Here is a 15,327-nt window from a genome sequence, read left to right on the forward strand (position 1 = left end):
ATCTGGTCTGCCTGTCGCTTAACCTCAGGCGGATGAGTTCGCTGATGAGGCTGACATAGGCAATCTGAGGCGGCGTGCCGGGCCGTGCTGAGTGGTCGGGCTACGGTTGTGAACTTGCCTATAACCGTCTTGATTGCCTAGACAGAAAATCGTGACTCTATCCGGTTGGATACTGCGCATATACTCTCGGGCACAACCGTGATTCGGCGCGGCGGAGGCAATTGCTCAAAACACTTCTGCCGCGCAGACTCCTAGGAGTTTGCCATGTATGTAACTCCGGCTCCGCGGGTCAGCGACGACCCGCTCTATGCCGTTCGGTTGGGCGCTACGGCGATGCTCTCCTACGCCGCTATTCCCTTGCTGGACCCGGCCCTGCCGCCGATCATCGCCGCCTTACCCGTTGGCCTGGTGGCCTCGCAGCGCAAAGCCTTCAATCTGGGTAAGGCCATAGGTGGCCCGATCGTGATGATCGTGCTGGTCTGGCTGATGACCGCGCTGATCGAGCTGCTGCGCCCCATGCCCATGGTTTACGTGCTGGTGATGTGGTGGACCTACTTTATCGGCTTCCGGATGATCCTCCAGAGCGGGGCCCAGACCGGCATGCTGATTATTATTGTGGCGGTGCTGGTCTCGGTGATGGGGATGAACGGCAACGCCACGGTGGAAACCCTGCGGGACGGCTTTACCCAGGCCTCTCTGGTGGCGCTGGTGCTCGGCCCTCTGGTGTATGCGCTGTTCCCGCCCCGAACCACCGAACAACACGTAGACGAGCCCACCCCCACAGAGGGCGGGGTGGTGACCGGTGCCATTGTCCGCGCGACAGTCCTGCTGCTGCTGAGTTTCTGGCTGTACGCAGTGATGCAGCCATCCGACATGATGATGGCGGTGATTGCCGCTATGGTGCTGGTTTTTCCGAGCCGCCGGGCAGTGTATTTCGAGGCCATGCAGCGGATACTGGCCACCGTTTACGGCGGGTTCATGGCGCTGGTGATTCTGGTGCTGTTTACCTACTTGGAATACCTCACCGTGGTACTTGGCACGATTTTTCTGGGGGGGCCTGTTACTGGGTAGCCGAATGCTGAATGGCAAGCACCCGAGCATGGTGTACCAGTATGCGTTGTCTGTGGCTCTGGCCCTGATTGCCGGCGCTCTGTCTACCCAAGATGCCGGTTACGCCACCTTTACCCGGCTGGTGCTGACGGTGGGCGGTGCGTTGTCTGCGGCCTTTCTGGTCGCGCTGTTGGACGCACTGACCAACTGGCGCAAAGTGCCGGAGCTTGCTCAGCCTCGAGCCGGGGAATTGGCGCTGCAAAACAATAAGTAGATGTCACGTTTTACATTTATTACATACATTCGCGCATGTATGTATATTGCCTCGCTTTCGAACCAACGCGAAAGCGAGGGCATTTATGCACGAAGTACGCAATCCAACACTCTTCTCATTCACGGCACCGGTACTGGTGGCTGCCATGGCACTGGCACCTCTGGGTGCCCAGGCGGCCGATTCTGATGACCTGTCGGTCGGCCTGGGTATTGGCGGTGGTTTGACGCCGGAATACCGCGGTGCCGATTCCTACGAAGGCAAAGCCATCCCCTGGGTAGAGGCCCGCAAAGGCCGCGTGGCCATTGACCCTGTTCAAGGTTTGCGGGTGGATATGCTGACCGGTCAGAACTGGAGTGTGGCCGCAGCAGTGTCCTATGCCCGGGGCCGCGACAACACCGCAGCGCTGGCTGAGTTTGAAGACGTTGATGGCAGTGTGATGGCCGGCGCCCTGTTCAGCTGGAAGCCAGGCTCCTGGCAGCTAACGGGTGATATCGGCGCACCGGTCTCCGGCGACCTGGAAGGCGTAAGAGTGCGCGGCTACCTGCGTTACCGGGGAGCACTCAGTCAGCAGTGGGTGTACGCCTTCGGCCCATCCTTCACCTGGGGTAACAAGGACTGGAACGAGATGCTATTTAACGTCAGCGCCAAAGACGCCACCCGTTCCGGCCTTAGTCAGTACCAGACCGACGGCAGTTACTTCGCAGGCAGCATGAACGCCCGCCTGACCTATCTGCTGACCCCCAAACTCAGTGTTTCTGCCGTAACCCGGTACACCCGCCTGACCGGCGATGCGGCCGATAGTCCGATTGTTGCAGACGTAGGTGATGCCAATCAGTGGCTTGGAAGCATGGCTGTTAATTACCGGTTCTGAACGGATTGGTTCTGTAGGGGAATGCTCTTATGCGTTGCCAGGCAAAATTTCGTTACGTTTTCGCTGCTGAACGCAATATCCGAATACTGCATACTACGCGCCCTATAACCATGGAGTGAATCTGGCAGGCATTCCAGAAATTGTTGTTGCAAGTTGAGGCTGATACGTGGAATACGATGAGCACAATTCGTTACTGGTTCTGATCAGCCGGGCTGGCGAGGAACAGGTGAATCTACTGCTTCGTTTCAAGGATGGCGGCCAGATGATCGTGCTGGGCAGGGAGCAGCTTTTTCGTCAATCCCGTTGCAGTCTGGCGAGCTTGTTGGCGGCAACGCCCGCGAACACCAAAATCAAGCGGTTGCCTGATAGCGCCGCAGCGGTTACCGGAACGCGGGAAAAAGGGCGTGAGCTGAGCGAATTACAGTGGATGTTGGCGTATGAAATGTCCCGTGGCCGAATGCTGTTTGGTGGTCAGGATACCGATCTGTTCAAGCTGGATCGCTGGCCGAACTTTACCCGGTTGCCGCACACCGACAACTGTTTGCGAATGACGGCCCTGTTAATTCGCAGGGCAACTTCGGTTACGTTGGTATCGCAAATTCTGAAGATTCCCATTGAGCAGGTACGCCAGTTCTATGTGGCGGCGGCGCAAGCGGGCTATACCAGCACACCTCATCGTTCGACAGCAGAAGACGGGAAGGCTGTGCCCGTGAAAACGCCGGGGATTATCGCTTCTCTGTTGCAGAAATTAAGGAGGAGTTGAGCCGATGAATCACAAGATCATTTTTGCGGGGCCGGTAGGGGCAGGTAAAACCACTGCCATCAACACCATCAGTGATAAACCTGTGGTGACAACAGAAGCCGAGGCATCGGACGCGGTAAAAGAGCGTAAAGCAACCACCACCGTGGCGATGGATTTTGGTGTTCTGAAACTGGACGACGGCACCAATGTCCACCTTTACGGCACGCCTGGTCAACAACGTTTCGACTACATGTGGGAGATTCTGGTTAATGGCGGGCTGGGGCTGGCAATACTGATCGATAACGCCAGCGACGACCCATTGGCTGATCTCGAATTCTACATTGAAAGTTTCAAAACATTTCTCGCAGAAAAGCCCCTGTGTGTGGGTGTTACCCGGATGGATCTTGCTCCTGCTCCCAGATTGAGTGATTACAACAAAAAGCTGGCTGAGTTGGGAATTCGTGCGCCCATTTATGAAGTGGATGCGCGTAAAAGCAATGATGTGAAAACGCTGGTGCGTAGCTTGTTGTACACCATTGCGATGGGCGGTTGAGTGAAGAGCTTACTGTCTTTGAGGGAGTTCGGCGTCGGGTTTGGCGAACGCACCATTCTGGGGGCCATTAACCTGGAGGTGCCGGAGCGTGGGGTCGTCTCTCTATTTGGCCCCAGCGGTACCGGAAAATCGACATTGCTTCGAACACTGGCAGGGCTGAACGATTCCAGCCCCAACCTTCGCACCTGGGGGGAAGCGGTATACTCTGGCCGGGCTCTCGCGGGTGGCGATCGGCCGAGCATGTTGGTGCAAAGCGCCCGGCTGATGGCGGCGAATATTCTGCAAAATGTCCTGCATGAGATCCCCGAACGCCACACGTTGGGGCTTCCCCAGCAGCGGGCACTGGCGGAACGGTTGTTGACGGATTGGCAGCTGCCAGAGTTAGTCGACAGGCTCTACGAGCCGGTCATTCAACTGGATCTTGCCATCAGTCGGTGCCTTTCCATCATGCGCATCTGTGCACCCAATCCCCGCATGATCTGCCTGGATGAACCTACGGCAGGCCTTGATGAGGCGGGTGCCCGGCGGGTGCTGGACGCCATCAGACTGCAGGCGGAAAAACGTAGCGTACTGGTTACCCTTCACAACCAGTCCCAGGCTGAATATCTGGGCGGCCATACGGTGTTGACTGCCGGTGGCTATGTTCAGGAAGAAGGTGAAGCCAGCAGTTTTTTTCGTTGTCCCAAAACCGAATTGGGCGCCACCTTCGCAAAAACCGGTTCGTGCAGCGCGCCTGCGCCGGATGCGTCGCCGGACAGCCTTGAGCCCGGCACGCCTGCCCCTCGTCCGTTACCAGAGCAGGCAAAGAACTACGTGAGCGATAGCTTTGGCCCCCGTGGATTTCTCTGGTTGTTGAAGGGGCGGCTGGCGGGTACGCCTCGACCGGGTGTCTTCCACGACGAGGAATACGACATTCGTTGTCTGAAACAGGTGCGAATAACCCATTTGATCACACTGACGGAGCCGCCGCCCAGGGAACTGGCGGTAGACACCGCGTTGCTCCAGACGTATGGCATTGGCAACACCTGCTTTCCGGTGCCAGACATGGGCGCGCCAAGCATGACCCAGGCGTTCGCCATCTGCGACGCTCTCGACCGACTATTGCAACAGGGCGAGAACGTGGCGGTGCACTGCAAAGCCGGTATGGGGCGAACCGGAACCATTCTTTGTACCTACCTGATCTGGAAAGGTGAAGGCGCAATTGGCGCGCTGGAGCGTGCCCGCAATATCGAGCCCCGGTGGGTGCAGTCGGAGGCTCAGGTGACCTTTCTCGAGGCCTTCGAGAGTGAGGTGCAACAGAGACAGAAGGAGACGGCATTGTGACTGACGAAGAGTGGCTGACTCTCGCAGACGAAAGTGACGACTTTGCGGGCGACGATGAACAACTGTTCGATGACGCCATGGCGACCGAGCAGGTCTATTTTGTCGACGACTTTGGTAGCGATGGTGATTCGCTTCCTGAGGCCGAAGGCACCACTGATGCAGAGCCCGAGGCTGTTACGCCAGCATCGGGTTCTGTCGAAAGCAGACCGTTAGGGTCTGAAATCCTTTTAGAAACCAATGAAGTAGAACAGGAGAAATTAACAGTGTCTGAATTCGATGATCTGATGGCCAAAGCCGTTGCCAGTATTCCCGAGTGTTTGGCAGGTGGTGTTGTGGATATGGACAGCGGCATGCTGGTGGGTGTGAAAACCGTGGACTCTCACCCTCAGGAAGTCCTGGATATGCTCTCTGCCGCAACCCACGACCTGTTCCAGGGGCCCAACGTGGTTACCATTGAGAATATGTTTAAGAAGGCGCGGGGCCTGGACCTGGACGACTTCCATTACTTCAAGGAAATCATCGTCAATTCCGAGAACCTGATTCACGTATTCATCCGCGGCAAACAGAACCCGCAGTATGTGACCACGTTTGTGTGCCGACTGTCCGCCAACCTTGGCATGGTGCTTACTAAAGCGCGCGCTCAGATGCCGATTCTGGAAGCCGCAATCTGATGGCGAGCCGGTTGGTCTGACCGGCTCGGAATGAAACAGGTTCGGCCGAAACTCGTTTCGGCTGCAGCCTCCTTTTCAAGGAGTCGAGGCTTATGAGCACCACATGTCAGGATGAAATTCGTTCAATTCTTCGCCTTCTGAAAACGTCGACCCAGAGTGACATCATCGGCGCCTGCGTGGTGTCTACCGATGGCTATTTGATGGCGTCGCAAATGAGCACTGAAATTGACGGAGACCGGTTTTCGTCGATGTGCGCCTCTTTGCTTGCGCTGGCCAGGCAGATGCTTACCGAAGTGGACATCGGCGAGATGCAGCAGGTGATGGTGATGGGCTCGAATGGCATCAGCGTACTGACCTATGCCGGGCAGAATAGCGTGTTGGCGCTGACTACCTCGCCAAAAGCGATTCAGGGGCGGGTTCTGATGGAATCCAAGCGTGCGGCAAGGGAGATTCGCCGGATACTCGAGGGTGATGAGTGAGTGCGTTTAGCTATCAGGGAAAGCACTTTACTGCCCGGGATGGCGAGACCTTTCTTGAATGTTTGCTGCGCCATGGGGTAGACATCAATCACTCTTGCAAGCGTGGGATCTGTCATGCCTGTAAAAGCAAGGCAACCGAGGTTTCGGAAAAGCTTTACGCCGGAAGTTTGTCGCCGGAGCTTGTGGCCAAAGGCTATTTTTTACCCTGCAAAACGGTGGCTCACGGGGGCGCCTGTTTTGATGAGCCTGATGTGGCCGATTTGGCGGCCAGGCCCCCAGCAGGGCTGGCAGACGAGGCCTGGGCGCAACCAGAGCTTGCCTATCCGGAAACCGATCCCGAGCTATGGCAGGCCCTTGACCAAGGGACTCTGCTGAAAGCCGTACTGGATGAATTCTACGACCGCGTTTACGAAGACCCGGTGCTGTCTCCGTACTTTCAGCATTTCACCAAACAGCGCTCTAAAGAGAAGGTGTTCAGTTTCTACCGGCAGCTGTTTACCGGTGAGCGGGTATTTTTTGGCGATCGCCCGAAAAACGCTCATGCCTGGATGGTGATCACCGATGAAGTCTTCGATTACCGATTATCGTTGTTGGCTGCGTGTATGCGGCGACAGGGATTGGCGGACGGGATAGTCCAGCGTTGGCTCCGGTTCGAGGAGTATTACCGCAGCGATATTGTCAAAGCCCGGCCTCAGGGGCGGAAGGTTGGCGTTTTTTCGCAGCCAGCGGGTGGTTTTGATCGGGAAGTTCTGGATTCCGGAACCCTGTGTGATGCTTGTGAGGGTGAAGTTCAGGCCGGAGAAGAGGTTCTCTACAATTTGCGAACCGGGCAGGTTTACTGCGCCGGATGCCACGGACACCAACAGGAATAGCGATTCGTGTCAGCTATCGAAATTGAGCAGCAACTGGAACAATTGTGCAACGTGTCAGAAGACCTTTTGTTGTGCATGGTCGTATCCTCTGATGGGTTGGTGATTGCTCATCATGGTAGTGTTAGCGAACCGGACTTATTCGGCGCCTATTTTTTCGAGTTAAAAGTCGTTTGCGAAAAAATCATCGCCGAGCTGGATTGCGATGGAGTGTCAGAGATATTCATTCGCTCCCGTAATGGCGCCGTTACGTTGTTTCCGATTAACGGGAAGGGTTACCTGGCGTGCCTTTCTTCGGCGCGTATCAATGCCGGAAAAGTGCAGATGCTCGCGTGGAAGTATGTAAACAAAATCAGTGGTTTGTTGTGATGTTGCCGGGGTTCCCTGGTAACTGACGGCGGAGAGTGGCAGAACGTGAATTTCACATTGGCTTGTTTGCTTGCAGGGGTTTTGATGGCTGGGCTTGTCATGGCTCTCACCTTTGGCTTTCGTCGGGAGTGTCGGAAGAGCCGGCGGCAATTGAGGGCTCTGCAGCAGGAAAATCATGATCTGAAAAAGGCTCTGGATGCGCACGCGATTGTCGCCATGACGGACACCCGGGGTGTAATTACCGAGGTGAACGATAAGTTCTGCGAGATCTCCCAGTACAGCCGTGAGGAGTTGGTCGGGCAGACCCACCGGGTCATCAACTCCAGGCATCATCCCCGTTCATTTTTCCAGGATCTCTGGGCAACCATATCCCGGGGTGAGGTATGGGCCGGAGACGTTTGCAATCGCGCGAAGGATGGTTCTTTGTACTGGGTGCAATCAACCGTTGTGCCGTTGCTGGGCAAGGATAAAAGACCCGTGCAGTACATTGCGATTCGGGCGGATATCACGGCGAGAAAAGAGGCCGAAGCCAAAACACAGAAAATGGCATTGCACGACACCTTGACGGGATTACCCAATCGCCGGTTGATGAAGGATCGCCTGGCGATGGCGGTTTCCGGCAAGGCGCGCCAGCCAGGATTCGGTGCACTGATATTGATGGATCTTGATCAATTCAAGGAAGTGAACGATACCCTTGGTCATGCCGTTGGCGATGAGCTGCTTCAGCAGGTCAGTGAAAGGTTGACCAGAAGCGTCCGAAAAATGGATACCGTTGCGCGCTTCGGTGGCGATGAGTTTGTCATCATCCTGGATAACTTGGGTATTGACTGCGCCGGTGCTGTAGACAGCGTGCGCCGTGTTGCCGAAACACTCCGCATGGCCTTGGCGGAACCCTATCAATTGGCAGGTCGCCAGATTGAGATCACCCCGAGCCAGGGAGCCGTGCTTTTCAATTCAGAAAATGACGAGCCGGGCGAGTTGATCAAACAGGCGGATATCGCCCTTTATGAAGCAAAAGGGGCGGGGCGCAACCAATTGTGTTTCTTCGATCCGGCGTTGCAGGCGGAGACAGTCGAGCGTGCCTTACTGGTGAGGGACTTGAGACAGGCAGTCGACAATGACGAGTTCAAGCTGTTCTATCAGCCGATTGTCGACACACATAGAGAGGTTAAAGGGGTTGAAGCCTTGCTTCGCTGGTTTCACCCGAAGCATGGCATGGTGCCGCCAGACCGTTTTATCCCGTTGGCAGAACAAACAGGGCTGATTCTGCCGATTGGGCAATGGGTTTTGGAAACGGCCTGTGCACAGTTGGCAGCTTGGCAGCAGGATATGCAGCGTAAAGAATGGACAATTGCTGTCAATGTCAGTGGTCGCCAACTGAATCAGACCTCATTTGTTGGCCTTCTTCGACGTGTGCTTCAGAAAACTGGAGCCCCGGCAAACCGACTGCGGCTGGAACTGACAGAGAGCGTTCTGCAGGACAACGTTGAAAGCACCATTGCCAAAATGAACGAACTCTGTGAACTGGGGGTTCGGTTTTCTCTGGATGATTTTGGTACCGGGTATTCGTCGCTCAGCTATTTGAAGCGGCTACCGCTTGAGCAGTTAAAAGTCGACAAGTCGTTTATTGATGACATCTTCGAAGATTCCTGCGATGCGGCGATCGCCAGAACCATTGTTGCGCTTGCCCAGAGCCTTGAAATCGGTGTTGTGGCTGAAGGCGTTGAAACTCCAGAGCAGATGAAGTGGCTGGTTGAAAATGGGTGCCAACTGTTTCAGGGGTTTCTGTTCAGTCGACCGGTCGCGCCCGAAGAGCTTGCGGCTTCACCAATAAAACTCTCCTCTTAATCATTTCAAAGCGCGCGTTGCGTGCACCCGGTCTTCACGCCATAGAGCCGCTAAACGCAATTCTGTATGATTCAGCCCCCGTGACAACCAGAGCTTGCTATTTAACCCCGGGGGCCCAGTGACCAACCACGCAGAATCCAGACCCATGCCGTCCTTGATTGGTGGCGCAAGTATCATCGCCAGTGTGTGCGTGGGGGCCGGAATGCTGGGTTTGCCCAGCTCCGGTGCCGGTGCCTGGACGTTATGGTCCAGCCTGGCGCTGGTGCTCACCATGGTGGTGATGACGTTGTCTGGCTGGATGCTGCTGGAGGCCTTCAAGCACTTTGATTTGCGGGCGTCGTTTAATACCGTCACCAAATCCCTGCTGGGTTCCCGGGTGAACGCGTTCAGTAATCTGACCGTGTACTTTGTCGGTGGCATCCTGCTGTATGCCTATATCACGTCGTCCGGGTTGATCCTGCAGAGCATGACCGGCGTCGACAGCAAGCTGGCCTCGATTGTTTTTGTTTTGTTGTTTTCCCTGGTGGTCTGGCATTCCACCCGGGCGGTAGACCGGCTGTCGGTGGTGCTGGTTACCTTCATGCTGGTGAGCTTTGTGCTCGGTGTTTCTGGCCTGGCGGTTCGCATCGATCTGGCGATCTTGTTTGATTCTGCAAATATTGGTGGCCAGTACGCGCCTTACGCCATGGCGATGTTACCGGTGGCGCTGACGTCTTTCGGTTATCACCATTCGGTGGCATCGATGCGCGCCTATTACGGCGAAGAACGAAAGGCACAGAAGGCCATTTTAGGGGGGACTCTGGTGGCTTTGAGCTTCTATCTGTTATGGCTGCTCAGTATCTTTGGCAATCTGCCGAGGGCGGATTTTGGCCCCGTGGTTGCCCAGGGTGGTGATGTGGACGTTCTGCTGGCGGCCCTGGGTTTTGCTATCGATTCGGAGCGGGTGGCCACCACCATCAGTGCCTTCTCGACGGCGGCGATCTTGTCGTCGTTTGTCGGCGTTGGCCTGGGCACCTTTGATTACATGGCCGACTTGCTGGGGTTCAGCAACGACCGCAAAGGTCGCACTAAAACCTGGGCGCTTACCTTTATTCCGCCGCTGCTGCTTTCACTGTTCTTCCCGTTCGGCTTCGTGCTGGCCATTGGCTATGCCGGTGCCGCTGCGGCGGTCTGGGCCTGCATCGTTCCGGCGCTGCTTGCCCGCAAGTCTCGCACCCTCAGCGGCGGGCGCCGTGGTTTTATGGCGCCGGGTGGCCAGCTGGCCATTGTGCTGGTGCTGGTGTTCGGTGTGCTGACCATTGTGTTCCACTTTATGGGGCTGGCGGGGTGGTTGCCGGAGCCTGACCTGTTGGCGGATCAGTCTGTGCTGCGGGCGGATGTTATCGAAAGAAATGCCTGATAATCAGGCTTGTTGGTCTGAATCTGCCTGCGCCAGCAGCTCGGGCTTTTTCAGGGCCTTCTGAAACAGGTCTTTCTCTTCAGCAATGGCCATAGCGCATTGCTCAGCCAGTGCTTCATCGATGCCCTCTACCCGGGCCTGTAGAAACAACTGGATGTTCTCGGCCAACTCGAGAACCTTGTCCCGGGCGTCGGCCTCGGCTTTGGATTGAAAGAGCAGCGTTCCGGGATTTTTCAGCGCCATTTCCAGGCCGTCCTTATCCGAGTAGTAGAGTGCTTGTACTGCCATGGAGCTTCCTCGCAGTCGAGTATCTGTATTTATATACAGTGTTTGATGGTACGCGAGTTTAACGGAGTAGGGAAGAGCGGTGTGGCGAGGCGATTGCCGTAAGATATAATGAACGTTACTAACCAGTGAGCAGAGCAACGGGCCATTCTGCGGCAGGATTTGAGTTGCCGCGTGGCGTATTCCCTTCCACCGGATTCCGGAGCGGCTCCCATCAAGTGTTTGCAAACACAAGGACGTTTTTCATGCCGTTGCCGGTAACTTCTTCCAGCGCACATTGCCGGGCGTCGTTAATGGCGGCTGTGTGCGTGCTTCTGCTGTGGGCTGTGAGCTTAACCGCGCAGGCAGCGCCAACCCTGGATGTGACTGGTGACGAGGTTCAGTTAAGGGACTTTCCGGTCGGCGTCCTTATCGACAATGCCCAATCGCTGGATTACCCGGCGGCCAGAGAGCAAACCTACGCGCTCACAGATAGCACTCCAAACCTTGGAACGGGTGCCTCGGTTACCTGGCACCGGATTGCGCTGAACAATCCCGGGGCCGAGACAAAGGCCCTGTTTCTGCACCTGCCTGCGGCGTTTCAGGTGCGTGCAATCGCTATCTACGAGGAGCAGTCCCGGCGCCTGGTCGGGCAGGCCAGGGTGGATCTGAATAACGCCAGCGACAACCCCCTGATGCACCGGGGCACGATTGTGTACCCGTTCTCGGTTCCGGCAGGGAAAACCACGGTGCTGTATGTGCGCAGCCAGTTGTACTCGCACCAGTGGTTTGAAGCCGAAATATACGACGACAAACACTCCCGCCAGGCGCTGGCAACAGGGGCGCATCTGGACATCGCATTGCTGGTCGGGATGATGCTGGCGCTGGTGTTCTACAACGGTCTGCTGTATTTCGCCACCAGCAGGAAAGAGAACCTGCTCTACTCCCTCTACCTCATTTCCGGGGTTATCTGGATAGCGCTCTCTTATGGACTGATTGCACAAGCGTTCAACGCCTACGGCGATGCCGTGTTCATGTTGAACCTGTCGGTCTTTACCATGCCGATCTTTCTTGTGTTGTTCATGATGGTGATTTTTGAAACCCGCGAGTTTTACGTTACCGAACACAGAATTCTTCAGGGTTTGCTGGCTCTTCTGGTTGCGGGCTTGTGCTACGGATTTTTTGATATTGAGGGAGCACTCGTCCCCGCAAGCAGTCTTGCGGCATTGATGATGGTGGTTACCTCGTCGGTAAGCGTTTCGATATTGCGCAAGGGCCACCCGCTGGTGAAGTTCTTTCTGGTGGGGCACAGCTTTTTTATCGTGTTTAACGGCGTGGCCGTACTGTTTTACAAAGGCCTGATCGAGCCCAGCTACCTCAACAGCCATGGGGTCGGCATTGGCATTGTGCTGGAAGCCATCACCCTGGCGTTCATCATTTCCTATCGGATCAAGGTGCTTGAAGACATTCGCACCCAGCAGGATGAGCTCAAACGGCAAGCCGCTACCGATCCACTCACCCAGCTCTACAATCGCCGGTATTTCATGGCACAAAGCGAAGCGCTGGCGGAGCAGGCGAAAACTCTGGGGGCGCCGCTGTCGGTGATGACTCTGGATATCGATCACTTCAAAGCGGTAAACGACACCTACGGGCACCATGCCGGTGACCTGGTGCTAAAGGCTGTAGCCCGCAATCTCCAGAAATTCAGCCGGGACCGGGACCTGGTTGCCCGCTTCGGCGGGGAAGAGTTTGTGATTCTGTTACCCGGTGCCGACCATACCGAAGCCGAGGGTTGTGCTGAACGTATTCGCCGGGGTGTTGAAAGCGATGCTGTACAAGCTGGAGATGAGGTGAGGGTCCGGGTGACGGTTAGCCTGGGGGTGGCGCAGGTGGATACGGCAAAGGAATCGATAGAGGCGGCCCTAAATCGGGCGGATAAGGCGCTGTATGCGGCGAAAACCGGGGGGCGGAACCGGGTTTGTGTTGCCTGAGTGTGGGGTGCTGGTTTGTGGGCTACGCAGTCGCTGTCTTTGAAGTCGTCAAAGTAGCGGCCGCCGTTTCCGGCGCGAATCATCCAGCCGTTTTTCATTAGCTCTCCAATTTTCCGGGATTACTGCTTGCTTGCTGTGCCTCTGTGCCATTAATCTTTCCGCTAACACGACCCCTGCCCCTTGGCACCGGAAGGAGCTTACGTGGGGGTTTTTTGTAATTAGTGGTAAGCCACACTTGAGTAATGCACCACTCGTGTCTATTATTTGTTGCAACACGGCCCCAATCGGTGGATCTGCTCTGCAGTGAAGCTGCTGCAGGGTTTTTTATTACCTGCTTTTCGGGAAACACTCCCAGCCTCTCCATTCATCTGACACGCCAAAGGCACCCCAGCCAATCCCAAGTGATTCGTTTTCGGGAAATTCTGCCAGTAATTCAGAGAGCCTTTGCCACCAACTGGACGTTGGATTGATAGAGCTCAATAGCTTCTGGCAAATACACAGCAACAGAAAAGGCCGGGCAAGGATATGTTCGTTACCGCGAGCCCAAGCGTTTTCGAAGTCCGGCACAACGTCCCTGGGTGGCGTGAAGAGTTTGTGTTTGTATTGTCGACCACAGAGGCTATTGGCGCGCTCCTGGATATTGAGGATAACGGTCGGCGACAAACGCACAGATTTGGGATTGGGGTCTTACCGAGGGCTCTGTCTCATGAATATGAGCATTCGAGACTTTTGAGCAGTCAAAAGGAGGTTGGGTTTTAAACAAAAGCGAACATTCGAGTCAGAGCTTTCCTCCAGAGCCTCCAGTCATTCAGTAATCCTCTTCAAGCAGGCCAACAAGGTCCTGCCGAATGGATTGAGCGCTTAAATCTTCCGGCCGGATAAGCAGGCGAGGATTACCATCACGATCAAACACATAGACTGCACCGCTGTGAGTAACGGCATAGTCACCTTCTGCGTCCGGTTCTTCATGCCCGAACGTCTACCGGTATCGCTGGGTAAGCGTGCGGAGGTCAGAGGCGTTGCCGGTCAGCCCGATGATTTTGTCACCAAAAAAATTGACGTACTCCGCCAGGCGTTCGGGTGTGTCGCGCTGAGGATCGACACTGACGAACAACGTAAGTACTTCCTCCTGATTTTCCGTGCTCAGCCCGCTGACGGCCTGGCTGAGTTTTTGCAGAGCAGTGGGGCAAACATCAGGGCAAGAGGTAAATCCGAAAAACAGCATTCGTACCTGACCACTGTAATCATCGCCTGAAACCCGTGTTCCCTGACTGTCGATCAAATCGAATTCAAGCTTGGGCATCACGCCGCTGATTTCTGTCCCGTGCCAATCCGGCGGATCATCGCCCATGCAGCCAACAAGGAGGATTGCCAGCATCATCATTGCAATGGATGCAAAGCGCTTTGCGTGGTGTTGGAAGCAGGGTTTGATCATCAAGTGGTGTCCTTCAATTACGTGTTGGAAGGATTCTGGTGTCCCAGAACAATCGCCAAGTCTTCCGGCACCGCCATCGGTTCAAATGCGCTGACGTTGGCAAGTCCCGTATTGCCGACAGGAACCCGGATTCGTGAAACCAGCAACGCAGCGAAGGCCCGAGCCAGCTGACCGAGAACCTCGCGAGCATCGCGCGCGTGCCAGCCAAGCCGGAGCATGCGCAAATGTGTTGTCGTGTGCGCTAACGCGAACTTCTGGCTCAGAATATGAGCCCGTTCAAGATGTCTGAACGCTGTAGCGACATCGCCCTGATTGTCAGCATCAGCGGCTGCTGCCGGTTCTGTCAGATAGAACGTCTTGAGTTCACTGTTCACTGCTCAGTTCTCCTGCCTTATCGGCCAGCTAAGTTGTGGGCAAAGATTTGCCCGGGATCAACCGAGTCTTCCGAGTACCGGAAATGCGGATAACATCCATGATGCAAACCGGGTCATCTGTCCCGTCAGCACCATTACCCCCATAACAACCAGAACCAGCCCTGCCAGGATTCTCAGTGACTGACTCCAGCGGCTCATCCAGCGCACTCGCGCCCGAAAGTGCTTAATAAATAAAGCCGTTGCCAAAAATGGAATTGCCAACCCCAGCGAATAAACGGCCAGGTACAGCATGCCGGTTTCAGCATTCGCATGGGTGGAACTGAGAGCCAGGATAGCGCCCAATATCGGGCCAATACACGGTGTCCACCCGACGGCAAAGGCCAAGCCGAGAAGGAACGCTGCCGTGGGCCGTCCACCCTCAAGGGTTTGCCCAAAGCGCCAGTCGCGCTGTAACGCGGGCATGCTCCACCAGCCCAGCATAAATAGCCCCATCAGCACAATCAGAATGCCCGCCACCAGATTGGCTTCCTGCCGGTAGGCCATCAGCCACTGACCGAGCAGACTAGCGCTGGCACCAAAAGCGATGAACACTACACTGAACCCAAGGACAAAACAGATACTGAGCCACAGAGATTGCAGTCGACTCGAACGGTCTGTGACAGTGCCGCCCGTAACGACCGATAGATACCCCGGAACCAGCGGCAGAGTGCAGGGTGAGAAAAATGACACCAGGCCGCCAAAAAAAGCAGCCAGCATTCCCCATGTCGCAAGATCTGGCATTTCCGTGAGTCCTCAATTTTCTGAGTTCAGTTGAC

At 55.7% G+C, this 15,327-nt stretch carries 17 protein-coding genes; 13 read left to right on the top strand and 4 right to left on the bottom strand.

Features of this window, described 5'->3' with window-relative positions:
- The first annotated feature begins 264 nt into the window (after positions 1 to 264).
- The 12 genes from C7H09_RS16875 to C7H09_RS16925 all read left to right on the top strand — a co-directional run bounded on the left by C7H09_RS16875 (position 265) and on the right by C7H09_RS16925 (position 10,448).
- The gene (locus C7H09_RS16875; protein WP_206074348.1) at positions 265 to 1,071 is read left to right on the top strand and encodes an FUSC family protein; all 807 of its coding nucleotides are present in this window, start codon (positions 265 to 267) and stop codon (positions 1,069 to 1,071) included.
- 4 nt (positions 1,072 to 1,075) lie between these two features.
- Positions 1,076 to 1,324 carry a hypothetical protein gene (locus C7H09_RS20025; protein WP_206074349.1) on the top strand — a complete coding sequence of 83 codons (249 nt, stop codon included), beginning with the start codon at positions 1,076 to 1,078 and terminating at the stop codon, positions 1,322 to 1,324.
- Between the two features lie 85 nt (positions 1,325 to 1,409).
- Positions 1,410 to 2,195 (top strand): MipA/OmpV family protein, encoded by a 786-nt coding sequence (locus C7H09_RS16880; RefSeq protein ID WP_106764933.1) that lies wholly within the window; start codon positions 1,410 to 1,412, stop codon positions 2,193 to 2,195.
- A 166-nt stretch (positions 2,196 to 2,361) separates the two neighbouring features.
- Positions 2,362 to 2,958 carry a hypothetical protein gene (locus tag C7H09_RS16885; protein WP_106764935.1) on the top strand — a complete coding sequence of 199 codons (597 nt, stop codon included), beginning with the start codon at positions 2,362 to 2,364 and terminating at the stop codon, positions 2,956 to 2,958.
- Positions 2,959 to 2,962: 4 nt separating this feature from the next.
- Positions 2,963 to 3,490: a GTP-binding protein gene (locus tag C7H09_RS16890; RefSeq protein ID WP_106764937.1), complete on the top strand. Its 528-nt coding sequence runs from the start codon at positions 2,963 to 2,965 to the stop codon at positions 3,488 to 3,490.
- Positions 3,491 to 4,813 carry a phosphatase domain-containing putative toxin gene (locus C7H09_RS16895; protein WP_106764939.1) on the top strand — a complete coding sequence of 441 codons (1,323 nt, stop codon included), beginning with the start codon at positions 3,491 to 3,493 and terminating at the stop codon, positions 4,811 to 4,813.
- The gene (locus C7H09_RS20030) at positions 4,810 to 5,484 is read left to right on the top strand and encodes a hypothetical protein (protein ID WP_206074350.1); all 675 of its coding nucleotides are present in this window, start codon (positions 4,810 to 4,812) and stop codon (positions 5,482 to 5,484) included. The genes C7H09_RS16895 and C7H09_RS20030 overlap by 4 nt, the downstream gene beginning before the upstream one ends.
- 92 nt (positions 5,485 to 5,576) lie before the next feature.
- Positions 5,577 to 5,963, top strand: coding sequence for a roadblock/LC7 domain-containing protein (locus tag C7H09_RS16905; RefSeq protein ID WP_106764941.1), 387 nt, complete (start codon positions 5,577 to 5,579; stop codon positions 5,961 to 5,963).
- Positions 5,960 to 6,835: a 2Fe-2S iron-sulfur cluster-binding protein gene (locus C7H09_RS16910; RefSeq protein ID WP_106764943.1), complete on the top strand. Its 876-nt coding sequence runs from the start codon at positions 5,960 to 5,962 to the stop codon at positions 6,833 to 6,835. The genes C7H09_RS16905 and C7H09_RS16910 overlap by 4 nt, the downstream gene beginning before the upstream one ends.
- A gap of 6 nt (positions 6,836 to 6,841) precedes the next feature.
- Positions 6,842 to 7,201 carry a roadblock/LC7 domain-containing protein gene (locus C7H09_RS16915; RefSeq protein ID WP_106764946.1) on the top strand — a complete coding sequence of 120 codons (360 nt, stop codon included), beginning with the start codon at positions 6,842 to 6,844 and terminating at the stop codon, positions 7,199 to 7,201.
- 99 nt (positions 7,202 to 7,300) lie between these two features.
- Entirely contained in the window at positions 7,301 to 9,049 is a 1,749-nt protein-coding gene (locus C7H09_RS16920) for a putative bifunctional diguanylate cyclase/phosphodiesterase (protein WP_276309327.1), read from the top strand.
- A 118-nt stretch (positions 9,050 to 9,167) separates the two neighbouring features.
- Positions 9,168 to 10,448 (top strand): aromatic amino acid transporter, encoded by a 1,281-nt coding sequence (locus tag C7H09_RS16925; RefSeq protein ID WP_206074351.1) that lies wholly within the window; start codon positions 9,168 to 9,170, stop codon positions 10,446 to 10,448.
- Positions 10,449 to 10,451: 3 nt separating this feature from the next.
- On the opposite strand, the gene C7H09_RS16930 is transcribed toward C7H09_RS16925, so the two are convergent.
- The gene (locus C7H09_RS16930; protein WP_106764951.1) at positions 10,452 to 10,736 is read right to left on the bottom strand and encodes a YebG family protein; all 285 of its coding nucleotides are present in this window, start codon (positions 10,734 to 10,736) and stop codon (positions 10,452 to 10,454) included.
- 242 nt (positions 10,737 to 10,978) lie between these two features.
- Between C7H09_RS16930 and C7H09_RS16935 the strand changes: the two genes are divergently transcribed.
- Positions 10,979 to 12,703, top strand: coding sequence for a sensor domain-containing diguanylate cyclase (locus C7H09_RS16935; protein ID WP_240616634.1), 1,725 nt, complete (start codon positions 10,979 to 10,981; stop codon positions 12,701 to 12,703).
- Between the two features lie 979 nt (positions 12,704 to 13,682).
- Here C7H09_RS16935 and C7H09_RS16945 read toward each other — a convergent pair.
- From C7H09_RS16945 to C7H09_RS16955, 3 genes are read right to left on the bottom strand one after another with little or no spacing between them, the layout of a single operon-like run.
- On the bottom strand, positions 13,683 to 14,138 hold the full coding sequence (locus C7H09_RS16945) for an SCO family protein (RefSeq protein ID WP_227507855.1): 456 nt from the start codon (positions 14,136 to 14,138) through the stop codon (positions 13,683 to 13,685).
- Positions 14,139 to 14,155: 17 nt separating this feature from the next.
- Entirely contained in the window at positions 14,156 to 14,512 is a 357-nt protein-coding gene (locus tag C7H09_RS16950) for a DUF3703 domain-containing protein (RefSeq protein WP_053113384.1), read from the bottom strand.
- Between the two features lie 57 nt (positions 14,513 to 14,569).
- Positions 14,570 to 15,292 carry a cytochrome c biogenesis CcdA family protein gene (locus tag C7H09_RS16955; RefSeq protein WP_008173647.1) on the bottom strand — a complete coding sequence of 241 codons (723 nt, stop codon included), beginning with the start codon at positions 15,290 to 15,292 and terminating at the stop codon, positions 14,570 to 14,572.
- Positions 15,293 to 15,327: the final 35 nt, after the last annotated feature.

The sequence above is a fragment of the Marinobacter fuscus genome (assembly GCF_003007675.1).
Classification (GTDB): domain Bacteria; phylum Pseudomonadota; class Gammaproteobacteria; order Pseudomonadales; family Oleiphilaceae; genus Marinobacter; species Marinobacter fuscus.